This is a genomic window from Aeromonas sp. FDAARGOS 1418, from assembly GCF_019048585.1.
GTDB classification, from domain to species: Bacteria; Pseudomonadota; Gammaproteobacteria; order Enterobacterales; family Aeromonadaceae; genus Aeromonas; species Aeromonas caviae.
The window spans coordinates 419,653-440,445 of sequence record NZ_CP077387.1 but is presented as its reverse complement, the minus strand read 5'-3'; the positions used below and the strand labels follow the sequence as shown (position 1 = coordinate 440,445).

Sequence of the window (20,793 nt, the reverse complement as noted above, 5' to 3'; positions counted from 1 at the left end):
GTCATCGGTGTGACGGCGCGCAGTCCGGACGCGACAAGTGCCTTTTGCATCTTATCCCCCGATCCCCGACAATCCCGATTCGCGTGCCGTGACGGGAATGCCAGAGAGTGTCCCCCCGCGCACCCCCTCTTCATGAAATTGGCGGGAGTCGTCCATGTTTACCCTCTACCACTCCAATCAGCTGGATCTGCTCAAAGAGCTGCTGGTGAGCCGCATCCGGCAGGCTCCGCTCTCCCACCCCTTCGATCGGGAGCAGATCCTGGTGCAGAGTCCCGGCATGGCCCAGTGGCTCAAGCTGGAGCTGGCCAAGGCGTTCGGCATCGCCGCCAACATCGACTTTCCCCTGCCCGCGAGTTTCATCTGGGAGATGTTCACCCGGGTGCTGGCGGACGTGCCGCGCCAGAGCCCCTACAACAAGGGGGCCATGAGTTGGCACCTGATGACCATTCTGCCCACCCTGCTCGGCAGACCCGCCTTTGCGCCCCTCGCGGCCTATCTGGGGGGCAGTGACGGGGCGGCGCCGGAGCAGGTGCGGCTCTGGCAGCTCTGCCAGAAGGTGGCGGATCTGTTCGACCAGTATCTGGTCTACCGACCGGACTGGATCGCCCGCTGGGAAGAGGGGGAAGGATTGAGCCAGGAGCTGGCCGGAGTGAGCGGTCAGGATTGGCAGCCCGAGCTCTGGCGCGAGCTGGTGGCCCGCACCCTGGCCCTCAGCCCCAGCGGTTACCACCGCGCCAACCTCTACGAGGCCTTCATCCACGAGCTGGAGCGCACCCGTGATCTGCCGGGCAGGCTGCCGCAACGGGTCTTCGTGTTTGGCATCTCGGCCCTGCCGCCCCGCTATGTGGAGGCCCTGCTGGCCCTCGGCAGCCGCCCCGAGGTGGAGGTACACCTGTTTGTGACCAACCCCTGCCGCTACTACTGGGGGGACTTGCTCGATCGCAAGACCCTGGCGCGCCTCGAAAACAAGCTCAAGCCCGGCACGGATCTCGAGACCCTGCAGGGCCCCGCCAACCCCTTGCTCGCCTCCATGGGCAAGCTGGGGCGCGACTACCTGCACCAGCTGATGGAGCTGGAGGTGCCGCAGATCGAGGCCTTCGTCGACATCGAGGATCGCGACGATGAGGGCAAGGTCACCTTGCTGCGGGCCATCCAGAAAGACGTGCTGGAGCTGGCGGAACGGGGGGCCGGCGAGTTCAATCTCGATGCCAGCCACCACAAGAGCCCTGTCAGCCTGGATGACGGCACCCTGCAGATCCACGCCTGCCACGGCCCCATGCGGGAGCTCGAGGTGCTGCACGACCGGCTGCTGGCCCTGTTCGAGCAGGATCCCACCCTCACCCCCAAAGACGTGGTGGTGATGATGCCGGACGTCAACAGCTACGGCCCCTACATCCAGGCCGTCTTTGGCAAGGAGGCCGGCAAGGGGCGGAGCGGGGCCCGCGGCCAGATCCCCTTTGCGATCTCCGATCGGGCGGCGAGCCAGGAGAGCCCGCTGCTGCAAAGTTTCCTCGCCCTGCTCAGGCTGCCGAACGCCCGCTTCGGGGCGGGGGAGCTGCTCGCCATCCTGGAGGTGCCCGCCGTGCTGCGCCGCTTCGAGCTGGACGACGACGAGTTCAACGTGCTGCGGCGCTGGGTGCAGGAGACCGGCATCCGCTGGGGGCTGGATGACGACTATCCCGAGCGCTTCGCGCTGCCGCGTCTGTCCGGCAACAGTTGGCTGTTCGGCCTGCGGCGCATGCTGCTGGGCTTTGCCATGGGGGACGGGGAGCCGGTGGCGGGGATCCTGCCCTATGCGGACATCGAGGGTCAGCAGGGGCTGATCCTCGGCAAGCTCGCCTGGTTCGTCGACTCCCTGGCGGAGTTTCTGCCCAGGCTGCAACAGGCGCAGCCGCTGGCCGAATGGCACGCCTGCCTGCTGGCGCTGCTGGAGCGCTTCTATCTCGCCGACGAGGATGAAGAGCGCCAGCTCCAGCTCATTCGCAGCCAGCTCACCGACTGGCAGGCCCAGCTCGGCGAGGCCCGCTTCGAACAGGCCATCAGTGCCGACCTCTTGCAGGACTACCTCGGCAGCGTGCTGGGGGAGTCCCGCTCCAGCCAGCGCTTCCTCGCCGGTCAGGTCAACTTCTGCACCCTGATGCCGATGCGCTCCATCCCCTTCCGCCAGGTCTGCCTGCTCGGCATGAACGACGGCGTCTACCCGCGCACCCTGCCCCCCATGGGCTTCGATCTGATGGCGGTGGCCTCGCGGCGCGGGGACCGATCCCGCCGGGATGACGACCGCTACCTCTTCCTCGAGGCGCTCCTCAGTGCCCAGCAGGGGCTCTACATCAGCTATCAGGGGTTCAGCGCCCAGGACAACAGCGAGAAGGTGCCCTCCGTGCTGCTGGCGGAGCTCATCGACTACGTGCGCCAGGGCTTCGTGCTGGCGGGGGATGAAGATCTCGACGACGACACCTCGGGCCAGCGGCTGCTCGAACACCTGATCGTGGCGCACCCCCTCACCCCCTACAGCCCGGCCTACTTTTACCCCGAACCCGGCTCCGGTCTCTTCACCTATGCCGCCGACTGGCTGCCGGCCCTGAGCCCGGAGCGGGGGGCCGCCAACTTCCAGAGCGGCGATCTGCCCCTGCCTGCGGAGTGGGGCAGGGAGCAGGGGCTGGAGCTGGCGGAGCTGCTGCGCTTCTATCGCCAGCCCGCCAGGTACTTCCTCAACCGCCGCCTCAAGGTATGGTTCGAGCTGGAGGAGGCGACCATCGAAGACAGCGAGCCCTTCGAGCTGGACGGCCTGCAGCACTATCAGCTCAAGGCGCTGCTGCTGGATGCCCATCTGACCGAAGGGGAGAGCGAGGCCCGTCGCCACCGGCTGCAACTCTCCGGCCTGTTGCCGCAAGGGTGGTTCGGCAGCCTGCTGCTGGAGGAGATCGACGGCGAGATGGGCAAGCTGGCGGCGCGGCTGCGCCCCTGGACGGGGGACAGACAGGCGGTGGAGATCGACATCGCCCTGGCCCAGGGGCAGCTCCAGGGCTGGATAGACACCCAGAAGGGACGAGCGCTGGTGGTCAAACCCGGCAGCTTCAACGGCAAGGATCTGCTGCTGGCCTGGATCCAGCACCTTTGCCTCTCATTGAGCAGCGCCCCCGGCGACACCCTGCTGTTCGATGCCAAACAGAGTCTGCGGCTGCCAAGGCTTGCGGTGGACGAGGCGCGGCCCAGGTTGGCGGCCCTGGTGGCCCTCTGGACCCAGGGAATGAAGCGGCCGCTGCCCTTCTTCCCGAGCACCGCCTGGGAGTGGCTCAAGGCGATCGAGAAGGATCCGGCAAAGCCGGAGGAGGCCGACAAGGCGGCGCTTGCCCGCTTCAACGGCGGCTACATGGTGACGGGAGAGGGGCAGGACGTCTATGTCGCCCGCTGCTTCCCGGAACTCGATGACGAGGTGCTGGCCCAGTTGCAGGGGTTGGCCCGTGAACACCTGACCCCGCTCCATCAGGCGCTGGAGGAGTTGCAATAATGGCTAACCCGCTCAATCCCCTGCGTTTTCCCCTCTATGGCGAGCGGCTGATCGAGGCCTCCGCCGGGACCGGCAAGACCTATACCATCGCGGGCCTCTATCTGCGCCTCTTGCTGGGCCACGGCCCGGTTATCGAACAAGCAGGCGAGGAGGGGGGAGACGCCGGTCAGCCCTGTGCCCACGAGCGGCCCCTGTCGGTGACCGAGATCCTGGTGGTGACCTTTACCGAGGCGGCCACCGCCGAACTGAGGGGGCGGATCCGCGCCCGCATCCACGAGGCGCGCCTCGCCTTTATGCGCGGTCACAGCACGGATACCCTGCTGGCCCAACTGCTGGTGGAGGTGGAGGATCACGATCTGGCGGCCCGTCGCCTGCTGGCCGCCGAGCGGCAGATGGACGAGGCCGCGGTCTTCACCATCCACGGCTTCTGCCAGCGGATGCTCAGGCAGAACGCCTTCGAGTCGGGCGCCCTCTTTGAAACCGAATTTTTGACCGACGACAGCCGGCTCCGGCTGCAGGCGGTGAGTGACTACTGGCGCGCCGAGTTCTATCCGGTGGATCAGCCCCTGGCCCGGGCGGTGCGAAGGCTCTGGCCGAGCCCCGCCGCCCTGCTGCGGGAGATGGGGAGCTGGCTCGACAATGACGAGCTGGAGATCCGCCCGGTGGCGGGGGACGAGACCCTGGCGGCGCGGCATAGCGTCGCCATGGCCCGCATCGGGGCGGTGAAAGCCGGGTGGCTGGCGCAGACGGACGAGATCCGCAGCCAGACCGAGGGGCAGATCAGCCGTTACACCGGCAAGAACTATGAGGGCTGGCTTGCCAAGATTGGCGACTGGGCGCAGGACGAGACCAGCGGCTACGTCCTGCCCAAGGAGCTGGAGCGCTTCGGCCAGCAGGCGCTGGAGGAGAACCTCAAGAAGGGGGGAGCGGTGCCCACCCTGCCGCTCTTTGGCGAGATAGACGCCCTGCTGGCGAGCCGACCCGGCATCCGGGATCTCGTCTTGCAGCGGGCGGCCAGGGTGGTGCGCAGCCGAATGCAGGAGAGCAAGCGCCAGGCCCATCAGCTCTCCTTCGACGATCTGCTGCGGGATCTCGACGGGGCGCTCGGCTCGGGCCTGGGGGAGCGGCTGTGCGAGCGCATCCGCGCCACCTACCGGGTCGCCATGATCGATGAATTCCAGGATACCGACCCCCAGCAGTACCGCATCTTCCATCGCCTTTACGGCGGTCACCAGGACACGGCGCTCCTGATGATCGGCGACCCCAAGCAGGCCATCTACGGCTTTCGTGGCGCCGACATCTTTACCTACATCCAGGCGCGGCGAAATGTGAGCGCCCACTACACCCTCGGGCGCAACTGGCGCTCAAGCCGCGCCCTGGTGGCGGCGGTCAACGGCCTGTTCGAGCGGGCGAAGGATCCCTTCATCTACGAGGCGGACATCCCCTTCCTGCCGGTGGAGGCGCAGGGCAAGAGCCGGGCACTGCTGATCGAGGGGCAGACCGCCCCCGTGCTGCACTGCTGGCAGCTCACCGGTCAGCCCACCTTCAACAAGGGGGAGTACCAGAGCAGGATGGCCCGCGCCACGGCGGCGGAGATCCATCGCCTGCTCACGCTGGCCCGGGAGGGCAAGGCGATGCTCGGCAGCGAGCCGGTCAGGGCCGGGGATATCGCCGTGCTGGTGCGCACCGGCGCCGAGGGCAAGCTGGTGCAGCAGGAGCTGGCACGCCTTGCCATCGCTTCCGTCTATCTGTCGAACCGCGAGAGCGTGCTGGCCCAGGTGGAGGCGCGGGAGATCCTGCTGATCCTGCATGCCTGCCAGAACCCGAGCGATGAGCGAAGCCTTAGGGCGGCGCTCGCCACCGGCCTGTTCGATCTCGATGCCAGGGCCCTGGACGCGCTGGCCTCGGACGAGCGGGCCTGGGAGAGCGCGGTGCAGGAGTTCATGGGATACCGCGCGGTCTGGCATCGCCACGGGGTGCTGGCCATGCTGCGGGCCCTGATGCACGGGCGCAACCTCGCCGCCTCCTTGCTGGCGAGCCCCTACGGGGAGCGGCGGCTGACCAACTTCCTCCATCTCGGCGAGCTGCTGCAACAGGCGAGCGGCGAGCTGGACGGGGAGTACGCCCTGCTGCGCTGGCTCGGGGAGGCGGTGAGCCAGCCCAACGGCCAGGACGGGGAGCAGATACTTCGCCTGGAGTCCGAGCGCAAGCTGGTGCAGATCGTCACCATCCACAAATCCAAGGGGCTGGAGTACCCGCTGGTCTTCCTGCCGTTCATTTGCAGCCACCGCGCCGCCGACACCCCCCTGTTCCACGAAACGGGGGAGGCGGGCAATCGCACCGTGCTCGATCTCACCGGCGCCGAGGAGTCCCTGGCCGAGGCCGACAAGGAGCGCCTCGCCGAAGACTTGCGCCTGCTCTACGTGGCCCTGACCCGGGGGGTCTATGCCACCTGGCTCGGGCTGGCGCCGGTGCGCTCCGGGGCGGGCAAGTCGGAGAAGACCGACCTGCACCGCACCGCCATCGGCTACCTGCTGCAAAAGGGGGAGGAGGGGGACGCCGGGACACTGGCGACCGCCCTCACCGACCTGGCCCAGGCCCTGCCGGGGGTGGCCGTCGGTGAGCCCTCGCTCACCCGCCCGGCCCCGCTGCCCGCCGAGGCGGAGAAGCCGGGGGAGCCCACCGTGCGCACGTTCCAGGGGCAGCTTGAGCGGGACTGGTGGATCAGCTCCTACTCCGGGCTCGCGGCCCAGGGCAACGGCCACGGCAAGGGGGTGCTGGCCAACCCCGGCTTCGACGACGAGGTGGCCACCGAGGCAGCCGTCACCGTGCAGGAAGAGGAGGCGCCCGCCCCTTCCATCTTCACCTTCCCCAAGGGGGCGCGTCCCGGCACCCTGCTCCACAGTCTGTTCGAGACCATCGACTTCGAGCATGCGGGGGGCGAGTCGCTGGCACAGCACATCGCCGCCCTGCTGACCCAGGAGGGGTTCGACGAAGGCTGGGCCCCCGTGCTGCAACAGCAGGTGGAGGCGGTGCTGGATACTCCCCTTGAGACCGGCCTTGGGGATCCGGTGCGGCTGCGGGATCTGGCCCCCGAGCGCAAACAGGTGGAGCTGGAGTTCTTCCTGCCCATGGGGCGGGTGACGGCACCGGCGCTGACCGCACTCTGCCAGCAGCACGACCCCCTGTCGCGGGGCGGCAAGCCGCTCGGTTTTGCCACCGTGCAGGGGATGCTCAAGGGCTTCATCGACCTGGTGTTCGAGTGGCAGGGGCGCTGGTATCTGCTCGACTACAAATCGAACCACCTTGGCATGAGCCCCGCCGATTACGGCCGCCCGGCCCTGGAGCGGGCCATGGTCGAGCATCGCTACGATCTGCAATACCAGCTCTATTCGCTGGCCCTGCACCGGCTGCTCGCCTTGCGGCTGCCGGGCTACGATTTCGACCGGCATTTTGGCGGGGTCTTCTATCTCTTCCTGCGCGGCATGCCCCAGGGGGGCATTTTCCATGCCAGGCCCAGCCGGGAACTGGTGCTGGGGCTGGACGAGTTGTTTAGTAAAGGTGTGACGTCTGACGATCATCGTTTAGAAAAATCGAACAAGGCAGAGGCATGAGGGGCGAGATGAAGGGCGAAACCATGATAGAGCGGCTGAAGGCCTTGGCGCTGGCGGGGCGCATCCGCCAGCTTGACCTGCAATTTGCCAGGCTGGTGGCCGACCTTGGCGGCAGCCCCGAGCTGGTGCTGGGGGCCGCGCTCGCCTGCCATGAGCTGGGGCGCGGCCATGTCTGCCTGCCGCTGGCGATGCTCGTTCAGAGCGGTGACGGGCAGGGATCCTCGCGCCCCTTCGGGCTGGATCCGGATCAGAGCCGGGATCTGCTGGCGGATCTCGCGGATCCTGCGAGCTGGCCCGCCCTCTTTGCGGCCAGCCCCCTGGTGGGGAGCGAACAGGAGGAGGGAGAGACCCCCCGCTGGCCCCTGCGACTCTGGGGGGATCGCCTCTACCTCACCCGCTATCACGACTTTGAGCTGGGGGTGGCCCGCCACCTTGGCGCCTTGAGTGAACGGGCCGAATGGCCGGAGATTGCCCCGGCCCTGTCACGCCTCTTTGCCCGCGACTACGGCCTGGTGTTCGGGGCCTTGCTCAAGGCCCGCCTCGCGCCGGATTTCTCCGTCCGCCCCTTTGTGGAGAAGTACCTGGATCTGGTCTTCCCCCATGAGGTGGAGTGGCCCGCCGTCGAGACCCTGCTAAAAAGCGCCCAGGCAGCCAGCGAGCTGGAGCGGCTGGATACCCTGGTGCCCGAGGCGCTCTGCTGCAACGGCCAGAAGCTGGCGGCGGCCACGGCGGCGGCACGCCCCTTCGCGGTCATCTCCGGCGGCCCCGGCACCGGCAAGACCACCACGGTGGCCAAGCTCCTCGCCATCCTGGTGGAGACCGGCCTGCAAGGGGGCAAGGCCCCGGCGATCCGGCTGGTGGCCCCCACCGGCAAGGCGGCGGCGCGTCTGACCGAGAGTATCGGCGCTGCCCTGCAGGCGCTGGACTTGCCCCCCGAGTGGGTGGAGGCCATCCCCACGGAGGCGGGCACCCTGCACCGGCTGCTCGGGGTGATCCCCGGGCGCAGCCAGTTCCGCCATCACAGAGGCAACCCGCTGCACCTCGACCTGCTGGTGGTGGACGAGGCCTCCATGGTGGACCTGCCCATGATGGCGCGCCTGCTGGACGCGCTGCCCCGCCACGCCCGCCTCATCCTGCTCGGCGACAAGGATCAGCTCGCCTCGGTGGAGGCGGGGGCCGTGCTCGGGGATATCTGCAGCTTTATCGAACAGGGCATCAGCCCCGCGCAGGCACACTGGCTCTCCCGCCAGACCGGCTATCGCCTGCAAGGCACGCCGACGGGGGCCAGCGTACGCGACAGCCTCTGTTTGCTCTCCAAGAGCTGGCGCTTTGACCAGCATTCGGGCATCGGCCAGTTGGCGCGGGCCTGCAACAGCGGCGACGGGGCGGCGGTGGAGGCGGTTTGGAGCGCAGGATTTGGCGACATCCGCCTGCACCCCTGGGCGGGGGAGGCCTACAACGGCTTGATTGCCGAGGGAGTGGCCGGTTACGGCAGCTACCTCAAGGCGGCCCGGGCCGGCGAGGACCCGGCGGCGGTGTTCAAGGCGTTCAACGGCTTCCAGATCCTCTGCGCCCTGCGGGACGGCCCCTTCGGGGTGACGGGGCTCAACGAGCGGCTCGAACTGGCCCTCGCCAAGGCAGGGCTGATCCAGCGTGACGGCGACTGGTATGCGGGCCGCCCGGTGATGGTGGTGCGCAACGACCACGGGGTCGGCCTCTATAACGGCGACATGGGGCTCTGCCTGCCCGATGACACCGGCCGCCTCAAGGTATGGTTTGAGCAGCCGGACGGCACCTTGCGGGCCCTGCTGCCCAGCCGTCTGCCCCCCCATGAGACGGTCTACGCCATGACCATCCACAAATCCCAGGGCTCGGAGTTTGCCCATACCGTGCTGGTGCTGCCCGACAGCCCCAGCCCGCTCCTGACCCGCGAGCTGGTCTACACCGGCATCACCCGCGCCAAGGCCCGCCTCGACCTCTACGGCGATCGCGCCCTGCTGGCACAAGCGGTACGGAAAAAGACCGAGCGGTATTCGGGGTTGGCACAGAGGTTGGGGGAGTGATTGATGGCGGCGGCGGAGAAGGGATTTGCTGCCCTTTAACGAAGCTTCATTAATCGGTCAGAGGGTAAGTAACTGGGGTTCACTATGTACTAATGAAGTATTCCTATGTACTAATGAAGGGTAATTTTATGTTTAATATCAGTGCTTTATGTATTGTTTATCTCTAGAAGAGACTAGTAATTCCTTATTGGAAAGCCCCTGCTTGCATTACATAATGCCTGCACATGAGCCACAGTGCGTATAGGTAGGTACTAAATGGATCTTTTGGGTAAGGTTATTGAGTTACTGGATTTTGTGTCAAAAAATGCTGCTTCATTGTCATTTTTTGTATTATGTCTTTCTATTTTTTTCCTCGCGGTTGCTTTATTACTGGGGAGAGTATAATGCAGTTATCATGGGCTAAAATGCCATCAAAATGGATCTCCAGTGGAAAGTTGAAAGATTTAAATGCTAATAAAAATGTTGCAGTAAATATTGCCATCATAAAAATATATATATTGATGTGCATTCGTTTGGCGCCAAGTGATAATCAAAAAAATAGCTGTGTTATAACTTATGATGAGATGTCATCTGTCGCTAACTTAAGTCGGACTGTAATTAGCGGGGCGTTAAAATGGCTTGTAGCTAATAATGTAATTGAAGCCACTGGCAAAAGAGTTAGGGGGTATAGCATACCTAATTATAATAATCCTGGGTGGTGCAAGTTCCCTATTAAAGATGTTGTTGATAAGGGTGGGAATATTAATTTTTTTAAAATGATATCGAACCGCCATCCTGTTGAATTGCATGCCCTTAAACTAGTGGTCTATTTACTGGCTATCAGAGGGAATGATGATGAGCATTCAGAAGTAACCTTGTCAAAAATAACTTCAAAAATAGGTGTTAACTATAAGGATATATTTCCTGCATTAACACTACTAAAAGTATTGGGGTTGGTTTCAGATTTTCAGAGAGAAACGCTTCCACAAAGAACAGTTAGACTTAGCCTGATAGAATACAAGCAGGATGAAGTATTAAATGTATATTTCCCTTACGGTTCATATCTGCCAAAGGGCACAAGACGCCACATTTCAATGCCAGCGCTTACCGTTTAGTTTTCGATCCGCCCTAGTCCCGATCTCGTATGTTGGGCTGCGCAGGCTTTGCACCAGCCTACCGATTGTGTAGGTTGTAGTTGAGCGAAGCGAATCCCAACGTTTCCGCGAAATCTCTTTTTTCCTCCCCCTCATCCCCAACCCTTCTCCCGCAAGGGGAGAAGGGGGCAAATACGCCCGTCCGATTACGCTTCGCTAATCGAACCTACGTGGTTGGCTATTTTGCCTTCAACCGAATCAATATGGCTGGCGATCATATCCCCGGTGCCGCTTTATCCCCTCTCCCGTTGGGAGAGGGCAGGGTGAGGGGAGCGTTCAGGCATTAGATGGTCAGCTCCAGCCGATTGCCTTCCGGGTCGAGGAAGGTACTTTCGTAATAGCTGTCGCCGGTCCAGCGGGGGCCGTCCAGGTGTTTGACCTCGGCCCCCTTGAGCAGCTTGAGGTGGGCTGGCACCGAGCCACTACCGCCAGGCGAACCATCCTGTCTTCAAGGGCGCTGAACCGCCCCAAAAAACGGGGCCGAAGGTTTCCCTTCGGCCCCGTCCTCAACCTCTCTCGTTAGATGCTGGATTTGACGCTGACGAACTCGGGGTAGGCATCGATGCCGCACTCGTGGACATCCACACCCATCATCTCTTCCTCTTCGCTGACCCGCAGGCCCATGGTGGCCTTGAGCAGGCTCCAGACCACGAGGGAGACGACAAAGACCCAGCCGAAGATGGTGGCAGCACCCAGCAACTGGGCACCGAAGGTGGCGCTCGTGTTGGAGAAGGGCACCACCATCAGGCCGAACAGGCCGCAGACGCCGTGTACCGAGATGGCACCGACCGGATCATCGATCTTCAGGCGATCGAAGGCGACGATGGCGTAGACCACCAGGGCACCGGCCAGGGCGCCGATCAGGCTGGCGAACAGCGGGCTGGGGGAGGCCGGGTCGGCGGTGATGGCGACCAGACCGCCGAGGGCGCCGTTGAGGATCATGGTGAGATCCGCCTTGCCCCAGGTGAGCTTGCTGACCAGCAGGGCGCCGACCACACCGGCGGCTGCGGCGGCGTTGGTGTTGACGAACACGGTGCCGATGGCGGTGGCGTCAGCGGTGCTGGAGAGCGCCAGTTGGGAGCCACCGTTGAAGCCGAACCAGCCCATCCAGAGGATCAGGGTGCCCAGGGTCGCGAGCGGCAGGTTGGAGCCGGGGATGGGGTAGATCTCCCCTTGCTTGCCATATTTGCCGCGACGGGGGCCGAGCAGCAGCACGGCGGCCAGGGCAGCGGCGGCGCCCGCCATGTGGACGATGCCGGAGCCTGCGAAGTCGGAGAAGCCCGCCTCTTTCAGGAAGCCGCCGCCCCAGCTCCAGTAGCCTTCCACGGGGTAGATGAAGCCGGTCATCACCACGCAGAACAGCAGGAAGGACCAGAGCTTCATCCGCTCTGCCACCGCACCTGAGATGATGGAGGTGGCGGTGGCGACGAACACCACCTGGAAGAAGAAGTCGGAGTGCAGGGAGTGGCCCGCGTCGTCCGCCTGGCTGCCCATCAGGCTGCCAAAGCTCGGCAGCCAGCCGCCGGCGCTGTTGTCCACGTACATGATGTTGTAGCCGACCATCAGGAACATGATGCAGGCGATGGCATAGAGCAGGATGTTCTTGGTCAGGATCTCGGTGGTGTTCTTGGCGCGGACCAGGCCGGCTTCGAGCATGGCGAACCCGGCGGCCATCCACATGACCAGCACGCCGGAGATCAGCAGGTAGAAGGTGTCGAGTGCATAGCGCAGCTCGCTGACGGATGTGATCAACTCTTCCATGTCGTATTCCTCAGTTCCAGTCGTATCAAAGGGCGTCTGCGTCGGTCTCGCCGGTGCGGATGCGCACGGCGGCCTGCAGGTCATAAACGAAGATCTTGCCGTCACCTATCTTGCCGGTGTGGGCAGCCTTGCTGATGGCTTCGATGATCTGCTCGACGTTGTCGGCCAGGGTGGCGATCTCCAGCTTTACCTTGGGCAGGAAATCCACCTGGTATTCGGCACCCCGGTACAGCTCGGTGTGCCCCTTCTGGCGGCCAAACCCCTTGACCTCGGAAACCGTCAGCCCCTCGACGCCGAGGTTGGCGATGGCTTCGCGCACGTCGTCGAGTTTGAACGGCTTGATGATGGCGGTGATTAATTTCATGCAATATCCCCAATCCTTGTGGTTCACCCAGATAAAGGCAAATATTGCGCCAGAAAAGTATTTTTCTTTTTATTCATGCACTTACTTATTAATCGCAACCCTGGTCAGCGAGGCTTGCCCAATATGGGCAGGGCTGCGCCAAAGGTGTGCACCGCCGTGGTGCAATCTGGCCGGCAGAAGAACGGAAGGGAGCGTGACGGCGCGCAAGACTCGAAAGTGTGCGGGCTGCTACTGTTGTTCAACAAGAGGGCAACCTGGCCGATAACCCGTCATGACGGGGTGTCGAGGCCAGTCGCCCCCTTGAAGGCTCGACCGGCAGGCCCGGTTTTCCCGCCAGGTCAACAAGCGGAACCGTGGCGCCGAGTAGCAGAACAAGGAAGGTTTTCATGCTGCATGACAATGAGATGACAAGGCAACCGGCCCTCGACGAGGCCGTGATGAGCGGCATGCTGGAGGTCGTGAGCGACGGTCTCTGGGACTGGAATGCCAACACCGGCTATGTCCATCGCTATCCCGGCTGGTATCAGATGCTGGGATATGAGCCCCACTCCCTCGACAACACCGTCTTCACCTGGGAGAACCTGATCCACCCGGACGATCTGGCGCAGGTCATGGAGAGCTTCGATGCCTGCCTGAGCGGGCGGGCGGCGGACTACCGGGCCGAATACCGCTGCCGTTGCCGTAACGGTGATTACCTCTGGGTGGCGGATTGCGGCCGCATCGTCGCACGCAACCCGGACGGCAGTGTCGCCAGGATGGTGGGGGCACACCGCAACATCCACGCCCAGCGGGAACTCTACGCCCGGCTGGAGCTGCAAAACCGCACCCTGGAGCAGCAGGTGGCGCAGCGTACCGCCGAACTGGAGCGGCTCAACCAGGCATTGCAGTTCCAGGTGGAGGAAAACCGCCGCCTGGCGGAGACGGACTCCCTGACCGGCGCGGCCAGCCGCTATCGGCTGGAGCAGGCGGTGCGGCTGGAGCATGAGCGCGCCAAGCGCTTCAAGGAGCCCTTTGCCGTGATCGCCATGGACGTGGACGACTTCAAGCAGATCAACGATCGCCATGGCCACGGGGTGGGGGACCAGACCCTGATCGATATCGTGCAGCTGACCCGGGGCTGCATCCGCGAGATCGATCTGCTGGCTCGCTGGGGGGGTGACGAGTTCATGCTGGTGCTTCCCAATACCCGGTTGCCCGACGCCCGGGTGGTGGCCGAAAAGCTGAGGCAGCGCCTGAGCCATGCCAGGGTCAAGGGGATCGAGCCCGTGACCTTGAGTTTCGGGCTGGTGGAGTCCGACCCCGACGAGCAGGTGTCCCACCTGATGGCACGGGTCGACAGGGCGCTCTACCGGGCCAAGCTGGCGGGCAAGGACCAGCTCAGCGGCTGACAAGGGCACTGGTCGGAGCCGCTACGGGGCTTTTCCCCCCCGAATACGGCTTGACCAAGGGATTTTCTTGACTCCAATTCATCCCGCTGGTTTCATGCGCGCTCTTTTCATTCTTGCGAGATGTATCTTCATGAAAAAGTCCTTGCTGATTGCCCTGACCGCCCTGCCTCTGGTTGCCCACGCCGGCCTGATGGATTCCCTGACCGACACCGTGACCAGCAGCGTCACCAGCACCGCCAAAGAGATGGCTGGCAACGCCATGGACACCGCTTCCAACGAAGCGATCAAGAAGGCCCTGGACATCAAGGAAGGCGGCTCCAACAAGCAGGCCATCAAGGACAAGCTGGGCGCCCCGGCCAGCACCAAGACCGACGCCGGTCTGGAAGTGTGGACCTATGACCTGGACGCTCTGAACAAGGCCTCCCCGCTGCTGGCCGAGACCACCAAGTCCCTGCTGAAAGACTCCGAAGTGGCCCAGAAGAACGTGGTCATCAAGTTCGAAGGCGAGACCGTGAAGACCCTGAACCTGGCCAACAAGGCCTGAGTCCTGGCAAGGTGAATGAAAAAGGGGCCCGCGGGCCCCTTTTTGCTGTCTGGTGTTCAGGCTCACACCTTGAAGCGGTGTACCAGAGCCAGCAACTGGCGGTTGGACCCCAGCAGGGTAGCGGCGCTCTGCTCCGTGTTGCCGCCGTTCTCCACCAGGAGGTTCAGCATGTCGCGAATGCTCACCATGTTGCGGTTGATCTCCTCGGTTACCCGGCTCTGTTCCTCGGCAGCGGTGGCGATCTGGCTGCTGAGATCGTGGATCTGCACTACGGCGTCGGCCATGGTGTCGAGGCCGCCGGTGACCTGCCCCGTGGTGTCGGCCGCCGCCTGGCAACTGCGCTTGGTCTGCTCCATGGCGACCACGGCCTCGGCGACCCCCTGGGTGAGCCGTGACAACATGCTGCCCACTTCGGCGGTGCTGTTCTGGGTGCGTGCCGCGAGGGCACGCACCTCGTCGGCCACCACCGCGAAGCCCCGGCCCTGTTCACCGGCCCGGGCCGCCTCGATGGCGGCGTTGAGCGCCAGCAGGTTGGTCTGGGCGGCGATGCCGCCGATCACCCCGAGCACGCTGCCGATCTGCTGGGCATCTTCCTGCATCTCCAGCACCTTGGCGGCGGCGAGATCCACCTCGTCGATGAGGGCCACCACGCTGGCGGAGGCCGATCCCACCACCTTGCGGGAGCTTGCCGCCTGACCGTTGGCGGCCTCGGTGAAGCTGGCGGAGTCGTTGGCGTGGCGGGCAACGCTGTCGGCGGTGGAGCTGAGTTCGTTGAGGGCGGTGACGACCTGATCGGTTTCGCTGGCGTGTTCTCCCAGGATCCGCCTGGCCTGCCCGGTCTGCTGATCGAGCTGGGCCAGCTCGCGGGTGATGAGATCGGTGGCGGCGGTCACCTGCACCATCATTTGTTGCAGGAAGGCGATGAAGCGGTTGACCGACAGGGCGATGTTGTCCAGCTCGTCATGCCCCTTGACCTGGATGCGGGCGGTCAGATCGGCGTCGCCGGCGCTGAGGGCGTCGATGTTGAGCTTGAGGGTCTGCAGGCGGCTGCCAAGCTGGCTGATGGCCAGCACCATGAGCACGAACAGCAGCCCCGCCAGGGGGAGCTGGATGCTCGCCAGGGTGGCGAGCACATCCCGGCTGTCCTGGGTCAGGGTGCGGGTAGGCAGGGCGGCGGCCAGCAACCAGGGGGTCCCTTCGATGGCCTCCATCAGCAGGGTCTGTTCCTCACCCTGATCCTGGAAGGTGGTGCGCAGCTGCCCCTTGCTCGCATCCTGGCCCAGCAGGCCGCTGATGGCGAGGGCGAAGGGATAGTCGGCGTGGGCGGAGAGGTTGCCGAGCACCACATCCCCGGTCAGACGGGCGTTGCGGCTCAGGATCTTGCCGTCAGCCTCGATGATCATCACCTGACCGCCGATCTCCTGCTCTTTCTTGGCCACCAGGTCGTTGAAGAAGCCCAGGGTGACGTCTATGGTCGACACCCCGTAGAGGGCGCCATCCTGGTAGATCCCCATGGCGCAGTTGGTTCTCGGCTGCTGGCTCGCGCCATCCTTGTAGGCGGCGGCCCAGGCACAGACGCCACGGGGCGCCTGCTGACCGGCCTTGTGCCAGGGCTGATCGAAATAGTTGGGCGCCTCTGCCGAGTTCCAATAGGTGTTGGGAATGAGGGCGTTGGACGCATCCCGGTGGAAGAAGGTGCTGAACTTGGCGCGCCCCGCCTCCCGCTTGTCCGGCAGGGGCCAGATGCCGCCACCGAAGACCATGCCGTTGCCGTACTGGTCGATGAGGGCCGGGAGCTGGGCATCTATCTGCTCGCTCGGCAGTTGTGCCACCAGCTGGGTGATGCTGCGCGACTGGGTCTGCACCCCGTTGAGCTGGTCACGGATATCGGTCGCTATCTCGCCGACCCGCAGCGCCACGTTCTCCTCCCCCGCTTTTTGCAGGGCGGGGGTGATCCAGATCTGGATGCCGATCACCGTCAGGGCGCACACCAGCGCCATGAAGCCCAGAAAAACGGCGGTATAGCGCCCCTTGATTGTGCCCAGATTCCATCCCATAACGACTCCTGTCCACTGTGCCCGGGATCGTGCCCGCGTCTGTTGTGTGAGGGACCATTATGATTTATTTCGAAAGTGAAACGTTTGTTATCGCTCACATAACATGATGCGGCCAAGCAGGAAAAGGTGAAAAACTGGGGGGGGGGGAGACAAAAAAAGGGTGGCTTGCGCCACCCTGTCGTTTTCGCCGTTGTCGGGGCAGGGCCCCGCCGGATCACTGGTCTGCTTCGGCAAACCGCTTCATCACTTCGACTTACTGATTTGCTTCTGCGAACAGCTTGATCATCTCGACTTACTGGTCTGCTTCGGCAAACGGCTTCATTACTTCGATTTACTGGTTTGCTTCTGCGAACTGCTTCATCACCTCGGCGTGCTTGATCATGCCGTCGGCACGCAGCCCGAGGTTCTTCACGAACTCGGCCTTCTTGGCCGGATCTTCAATCTTGTCGTAGCGCTGTTGCAGATGGGCCTGGATCTGTTCCGGGGTCATGTTCTTCATGCGGGCCATCTTGTCGTGGCGGCCGCCATGATGCTTGCCGCCCATCATGCCGGTACCGTCCATGGGGCAACCGGTCGCCGTGGCCTGGGTCGGTTGCGCGGTGGAGACCGCCTCGCTGGCGGCATAGGCGCCCAGCGGCAGGCCGAGGATCAGGGTGGCGGTCAGCAGGGTCTTGGTCAGCTTTTTCATGGGTAACTCCTGTCGGATGTGTACGGGTAGAGGCTCTTTCGCCTTGGTATCCAGTAAACACCGTGGAAGTGTCTGAAATTTGCCAGTAGAGGCCTATTTTGTAGCAGAGTGTGGCACAGGGGCGTGCTGGCACACTTTGACACAACCCGCCCGGTTGATTTTCGTATAATCGCCCCAGCCCGATAACGGAGAGATGATGATGAACCAAGGCAGCCCTCACATTCTGGTGGTCGATGACCACAGCGAGATCCGCGATCTGCTCAAGCGCTTTCTGGAGCAGCATGGCATGCGCGTCAGTTGCGCCCGCGATGGCAAGGAGATGAAACGGCTGCTGGATGAGCGGGAGTTCGACCTGCTGGTGCTGGATCTGATGATGCCGGGGGAGGATGGCCTCACCCTGTGCCGCGAGCTCAGGGTCAAATCCCGCCTGCCGATCATCATGCTGACCGCAATGGGGGAGGAGACGGACCGCATCATCGGCCTGGAGATGGGGGCGGACGACTACCTCTCCAAGCCGTTCAACCCGCGGGAGCTGCTGGCCCGCATCAAGGCGGTGATGCGCCGCACCCAGGCGGAGAGCCTGCCCGTGCCGGAGACCCTGACCCGGGATCTGCGCTTCGATCGCTGGCTGCTCGACGTCAATCGCCGCGAGCTGGTGGACGAGGAGGGGGTGGGGATGAGCCTCTCCACCGCCGAGTTCGATCTGCTCAAGGTGTTTCTGGAGCGGCCCCAGCGGGTGCTGAGCCGGGATCAGTTGCTGGATCTGGCCCGTGGCCGGGAGGCGGTGGCCTTCGATCGCGCCATCGATACCCTGGTGAGCCGATTGCGGCGCAAGCTGGAGCGGGATCCCAAGAATCCCGAGCTCATCAAGACCATCTGGGGTGGCGGTTACCTGTTCGCCGCCGACGTGACCCAGGAGTGAGGCCGACATGATCAAGCGCGTCTTCGCCAGGCTGCTGCCCAAGGGGTTGACCGGCCAGATAGTGCTGGTGGCCCTGGCGGGGCTGGTGTTGATCCAGTTGCTCAGTATCCAGATCTACCGTTCGGACAGGGAGGAGGCCCTCGGTTACGTCAACAGCCGCAACGCCATGCAGCGGATCATCTCCGTGGTGCGCCTGCTCTCCCTCTCTCCTCCTTCCCTCTATCACGAGATCCTCAAGGCGAGCCGCAGCGAGACCCTGCTGCTGCGTCTGGCCGACGAGCCGTTGCAGCCGGACAACCGCAGCCCCCGCTTCGAGAAGCTGGTGCGGGCCAAGCTCGGCTATCCATCCTCCCTGGCGGTTGAGATCAGCGCCGAGCTGAAGCAGGACATCCAGCGCAGCCGGGCCTGGCAGCACCACAACCGCATGATGAAGGATCGCAACGGCATGCCGCCGCCCCAGGACATGCGGCTCTACGGCTCCATCGAACTGCCCAACGGCGGCTGGCTCCAGTTCAGCTCCCTGGTGGACAAGGAGACGGCGAGCTGGTCCTGGCAGACCACCCTCAACCTGCTGCTGGTGGCGAGCCTGGTGATCGGCCTGATGATCTGGCTGTTCCGCCGGGCGACCCGTCCCCTCAAGCAACTGGCGGCCAACGCCGACAGGCTGGGGCGTGGTGAGGACATCGAGCCCCTGCGCGAGGAGGGGCCCACCGAGATCCGCGAGTCCATCCAGGCCTTCAACCGGATGCACACCCGGCTCGATCGCTTCGTGCAGGACAGAACCCGGATGCTGGCCGCCATCTCCCACGACCTGCGCACCCCCATCACCAGCCTGCGGCTGCGCAGCGAGTTTCTGGCGGACGGGGAAGACAAGGAGCGCTTCCAGCAGACCCTGCAGCAGATGGAGCAGATGCTGGCGGCGACCCTGAGCTTTGCCCGGGAGGAGGGGCAGCAGGAGGCGACCCGGGAGCTGGATCTGGTCAGCCTGCTGGAGAGCCTGTGTGACGACTATGCCGACATGGGCCAGCCCGTCACCTGCCTGGCCGAGGGCAAGCAGGTTTACGCCTGCCGGGCCAACACCTTGCGCCGGGTACTGCAAAACCTCATCGGCAACGCCATCAAGTACGCAGGGGGGGCCGAGGTTTCGCTGGTGCGCGGTGACGGCGAGTTGCTGATCCTGGTTCGCGATCAGGGGCCGGGGATTGCGGAGAGCCAGCTGGAGGAGGTGTTCAAGCCCTTCGTGCGCCTGGATGAAGCCCGCAACACCGAGTCTGGCAGCGTGGGACTGGGGCTCGCCATCGCCCGCACCCTGGTGCACCAGCACGGCGGTGAGCTCAGCCTTCACAATCGCCAGGAGGGGGGGCTGGAAGCGCGGATCAGCCTGCCCCTGTAAGGAACCTGACCAGGAAATGGGGCACCACCAGGGTGCCCTTTTTGCTGCCCGTGGCGAGAGGGAAGCAGGGCAACAGGTCGGCCACCCGGAAACGGGCAACAAAAAACCCGCCGAAGCGGGTTTTTTCAATTCTTGCTGAGGCCCTTGCCCAAAGAGGGGAAGGTGCTCCGGCTTGAATTACTGCGGAACGACGTTCGCAGCAGCCGGGCCTTTCTGGCCTTGCTCGATGGTGAACTCAACGCGCTGACCTTCTTCCAGGGTTTTGAAACCGTTGGACTGGATGGCGGAGAAGTGAACGAACACGTCTTTACTGCCGTCAGCCGGGGAGATGAAACCGAAGCCTTTCTCGGCGTTGAAGAATTTTACGGTACCAGTCATTTTGGACATGATAATTTCCTTGAGTAGTGATTAGTGAAACGCCACCGGAGCGGCAATCCATGATTTTTCGTCAGAAATACGTATGGGGAGCACTAAAGAAGGAGAATTATCTGGCAAGAATTATCGTGGATAACTGCCTGCACAAATCACTGCTTTAAGATGACTGCCTAACATAATCAGGTCTGAACTACCGAACCATCGAAAACGATTAGAACACGCACACCCTGTCATGGCAATCTTTATCTTGGTATTCGTTTCAGTCAGTGATGGCTGGATAGGCGTTTTATCCGGGTGTGCATCAGCTGGCAGGGGCCTCCTGCTGCCCTTTTCAGGGGGATGACATGACGCTCTGCCAGCCCCCTTTTTTGCAGCAGCGTCATCTGCGAGCATTCATGCTGCCGTTACCGTCTGCCACGGTATTTGTTGCTGACGGAATCGGACCAGCTGAAGGTGTCGGGCAGTACTTGGGCACTGGCTCGCTCTTTGGCTTTCTCCCGCGCCAGTGCGGAAGCCGCCTTGGCGGCCTGGGCGCGATCGGCGGCGATCTTCTGGCGTCCTGCCTCACGGATCTTGTTGCGCTCCCCGTTGGTCAGGGTGTGATCGGCATTGGCCTGGGCCTTTTGCACCAGCAGGGCAATCTCGGCTTTCTCGGCCTCGGTCAGATCCTTCATTTCCAGCTTCTTCATGACGCGCTCCTGCGATCGTTGAATGCCCACCCTAACACACATCCACCGGAGACAGGCTGACCATCCGTCCCCGGATGCCAAAAGTGTCGCCCGGTCGTCATTTCCCGGGGGAGCACGCGACGGGAACGCCTGGCTGACAGGCGCTGCCGGGAGGCTGGATCCCGGCGGAAGATTGGGAGTATGCTGAGGCCAGTGCGATCCCCGATCGTCACTGTTGGCGTACTGAAATCCACGATTCGGCTGACATGCTGGAACACCCGTTCCAACTGTCCAGGTAACCTTTTTGGAGTC

Annotated in this window: 14 protein-coding genes and 1 pseudogene; 8 read left to right on the top strand and 7 right to left on the bottom strand. The window is 63.6% G+C overall.

Translation table 11 applies throughout. The features are described from left to right. Window positions 1-154: 154 nt before the first annotated feature. The 4 genes from recC (at window position 155) to I6L48_RS02120 (ending at window position 10,282) form a co-directional block, all read left to right on the top strand. Window positions 155-3,511 (top strand): exodeoxyribonuclease V subunit gamma, encoded by a 3,357-nt coding sequence (gene recC, locus I6L48_RS02135; protein WP_216987733.1) that lies wholly within the window; start codon window positions 155-157, stop codon window positions 3,509-3,511. After that, window positions 3,511-7,125, top strand: a complete 3,615-nt coding sequence (gene recB, locus I6L48_RS02130; protein WP_216987732.1) for an exodeoxyribonuclease V subunit beta — start codon at window positions 3,511-3,513, stop codon at window positions 7,123-7,125. The genes recC and recB overlap by 1 nt, the downstream gene beginning before the upstream one ends. 8 nt (window positions 7,126-7,133) lie before the next feature. After that, complete coding sequence (recD, locus tag I6L48_RS02125; protein WP_216987731.1) at window positions 7,134-9,188, top strand: exodeoxyribonuclease V subunit alpha; 2,055 nt, start codon at window positions 7,134-7,136, stop codon at window positions 9,186-9,188. A gap of 383 nt (window positions 9,189-9,571) precedes the next feature. Then, the gene (locus I6L48_RS02120) at window positions 9,572-10,282 is read left to right on the top strand and encodes a hypothetical protein (RefSeq protein WP_113069101.1); all 711 of its coding nucleotides are present in this window, start codon (window positions 9,572-9,574) and stop codon (window positions 10,280-10,282) included. Window positions 10,283-10,604: 322 nt separating this feature from the next. Here I6L48_RS02120 and I6L48_RS20885 read toward each other — a convergent pair. From I6L48_RS20885 to glnK, 3 genes and pseudogenes are all read right to left on the bottom strand, one after another. Next, window positions 10,605-10,736 (bottom strand): annotated as a pseudogene (locus I6L48_RS20885) (glyoxalase); the annotation flags it as partial. Window positions 10,737-10,840: 104 nt separating this feature from the next. Next, a complete protein-coding gene (locus I6L48_RS02110) occupies window positions 10,841-12,082 on the bottom strand; it encodes an ammonium transporter (RefSeq protein ID WP_216987730.1) in 1,242 nt (413 codons plus the stop codon). 25 nt (window positions 12,083-12,107) lie between these two features. Continuing rightward, window positions 12,108-12,446, bottom strand: coding sequence for a P-II family nitrogen regulator (gene glnK / locus I6L48_RS02105; protein ID WP_010675904.1), 339 nt, complete (start codon window positions 12,444-12,446; stop codon window positions 12,108-12,110). A 386-nt stretch (window positions 12,447-12,832) separates the two neighbouring features. On the opposite strand from glnK, the gene I6L48_RS02100 reads away from it, so the two are divergent. Both I6L48_RS02100 and I6L48_RS02095 read left to right on the top strand, forming a co-directional pair. Continuing rightward, on the top strand, window positions 12,833-13,834 hold the full coding sequence (locus tag I6L48_RS02100) for a sensor domain-containing diguanylate cyclase (protein ID WP_048209682.1): 1,002 nt from the start codon (window positions 12,833-12,835) through the stop codon (window positions 13,832-13,834). A gap of 130 nt (window positions 13,835-13,964) precedes the next feature. After that, window positions 13,965-14,378, top strand: a complete 414-nt coding sequence (locus tag I6L48_RS02095; protein WP_010675902.1) for a hypothetical protein — start codon at window positions 13,965-13,967, stop codon at window positions 14,376-14,378. A 62-nt stretch (window positions 14,379-14,440) separates the two neighbouring features. On the opposite strand, the gene I6L48_RS02090 is transcribed toward I6L48_RS02095, so the two are convergent. Beyond that, a complete protein-coding gene (locus I6L48_RS02090; RefSeq protein WP_039040120.1) occupies window positions 14,441-16,435 on the bottom strand; it encodes a methyl-accepting chemotaxis protein in 1,995 nt (664 codons plus the stop codon). 331 nt (window positions 16,436-16,766) lie between these two features. After that, the gene (locus tag I6L48_RS02085; protein WP_010675900.1) at window positions 16,767-17,123 is read right to left on the bottom strand and encodes a hypothetical protein; all 357 of its coding nucleotides are present in this window, start codon (window positions 17,121-17,123) and stop codon (window positions 16,767-16,769) included. Between the two features lie 199 nt (window positions 17,124-17,322). Here I6L48_RS02085 and I6L48_RS02080 point away from each other — a divergent pair, with 199 nt between their 5' ends. Both I6L48_RS02080 and I6L48_RS02075 read left to right on the top strand, forming a co-directional pair. Next, window positions 17,323-18,045 carry a response regulator gene (locus I6L48_RS02080; protein WP_010675899.1) on the top strand — a complete coding sequence of 241 codons (723 nt, stop codon included), beginning with the start codon at window positions 17,323-17,325 and terminating at the stop codon, window positions 18,043-18,045. Between the two features lie 7 nt (window positions 18,046-18,052). After that, window positions 18,053-19,438 carry an ATP-binding protein gene (locus I6L48_RS02075; RefSeq protein ID WP_010675898.1) on the top strand — a complete coding sequence of 462 codons (1,386 nt, stop codon included), beginning with the start codon at window positions 18,053-18,055 and terminating at the stop codon, window positions 19,436-19,438. Between the two features lie 177 nt (window positions 19,439-19,615). Here I6L48_RS02075 and I6L48_RS02070 read toward each other — a convergent pair whose 3' ends face one another. Both I6L48_RS02070 and yjbD read right to left on the bottom strand, forming a co-directional pair. Then, window positions 19,616-19,825 carry a cold shock domain-containing protein gene (locus I6L48_RS02070; protein ID WP_010675897.1) on the bottom strand — a complete coding sequence of 70 codons (210 nt, stop codon included), beginning with the start codon at window positions 19,823-19,825 and terminating at the stop codon, window positions 19,616-19,618. A 392-nt stretch (window positions 19,826-20,217) separates the two neighbouring features. Next, window positions 20,218-20,502 (bottom strand): DUF3811 domain-containing protein, encoded by a 285-nt coding sequence (yjbD, locus tag I6L48_RS02065; RefSeq protein WP_039040119.1) that lies wholly within the window; start codon window positions 20,500-20,502, stop codon window positions 20,218-20,220. Between the last annotated feature and the right edge of the window lie 291 nt (window positions 20,503-20,793).

What these genes read in the sequence shown, in the direction of transcription:
- recC (WP_216987733.1), top strand. Translation starts at nt 155, where the DNA reads ATGTTTACCCTCTACCACTCCAATCAGCTGGATCTGCTCAAAGAGCTG.
- recB (WP_216987732.1), top strand. Translation starts at nt 3,511, where the DNA reads ATGGCTAACCCGCTCAATCCCCTGCGTTTTCCCCTCTATGGCGAGCGG.
- recD (WP_216987731.1), top strand. Translation starts at nt 7,134, where the DNA reads ATGAAGGGCGAAACCATGATAGAGCGGCTGAAGGCCTTGGCGCTGGCG.
- I6L48_RS02120 (WP_113069101.1), top strand. Translation starts at nt 9,572, where the DNA reads ATGCAGTTATCATGGGCTAAAATGCCATCAAAATGGATCTCCAGTGGA.
- I6L48_RS02110 (WP_216987730.1), bottom strand. Translation starts at nt 12,082, where the DNA reads ATGGAAGAGTTGATCACATCCGTCAGCGAGCTGCGCTATGCACTCGAC.
- glnK (WP_010675904.1), bottom strand. Translation starts at nt 12,446, where the DNA reads ATGAAATTAATCACCGCCATCATCAAGCCGTTCAAACTCGACGACGTG.
- I6L48_RS02100 (WP_048209682.1), top strand. Translation starts at nt 12,833, where the DNA reads ATGCTGCATGACAATGAGATGACAAGGCAACCGGCCCTCGACGAGGCC.
- I6L48_RS02095 (WP_010675902.1), top strand. Translation starts at nt 13,965, where the DNA reads ATGAAAAAGTCCTTGCTGATTGCCCTGACCGCCCTGCCTCTGGTTGCC.
- I6L48_RS02090 (WP_039040120.1), bottom strand. Translation starts at nt 16,435, where the DNA reads ATGGGATGGAATCTGGGCACAATCAAGGGGCGCTATACCGCCGTTTTT.
- I6L48_RS02085 (WP_010675900.1), bottom strand. Translation starts at nt 17,123, where the DNA reads ATGAAAAAGCTGACCAAGACCCTGCTGACCGCCACCCTGATCCTCGGC.
- I6L48_RS02080 (WP_010675899.1), top strand. Translation starts at nt 17,323, where the DNA reads ATGAACCAAGGCAGCCCTCACATTCTGGTGGTCGATGACCACAGCGAG.
- I6L48_RS02075 (WP_010675898.1), top strand. Translation starts at nt 18,053, where the DNA reads ATGATCAAGCGCGTCTTCGCCAGGCTGCTGCCCAAGGGGTTGACCGGC.
- I6L48_RS02070 (WP_010675897.1), bottom strand. Translation starts at nt 19,825, where the DNA reads ATGTCCAAAATGACTGGTACCGTAAAATTCTTCAACGCCGAGAAAGGC.
- yjbD (WP_039040119.1), bottom strand. Translation starts at nt 20,502, where the DNA reads ATGAAGAAGCTGGAAATGAAGGATCTGACCGAGGCCGAGAAAGCCGAG.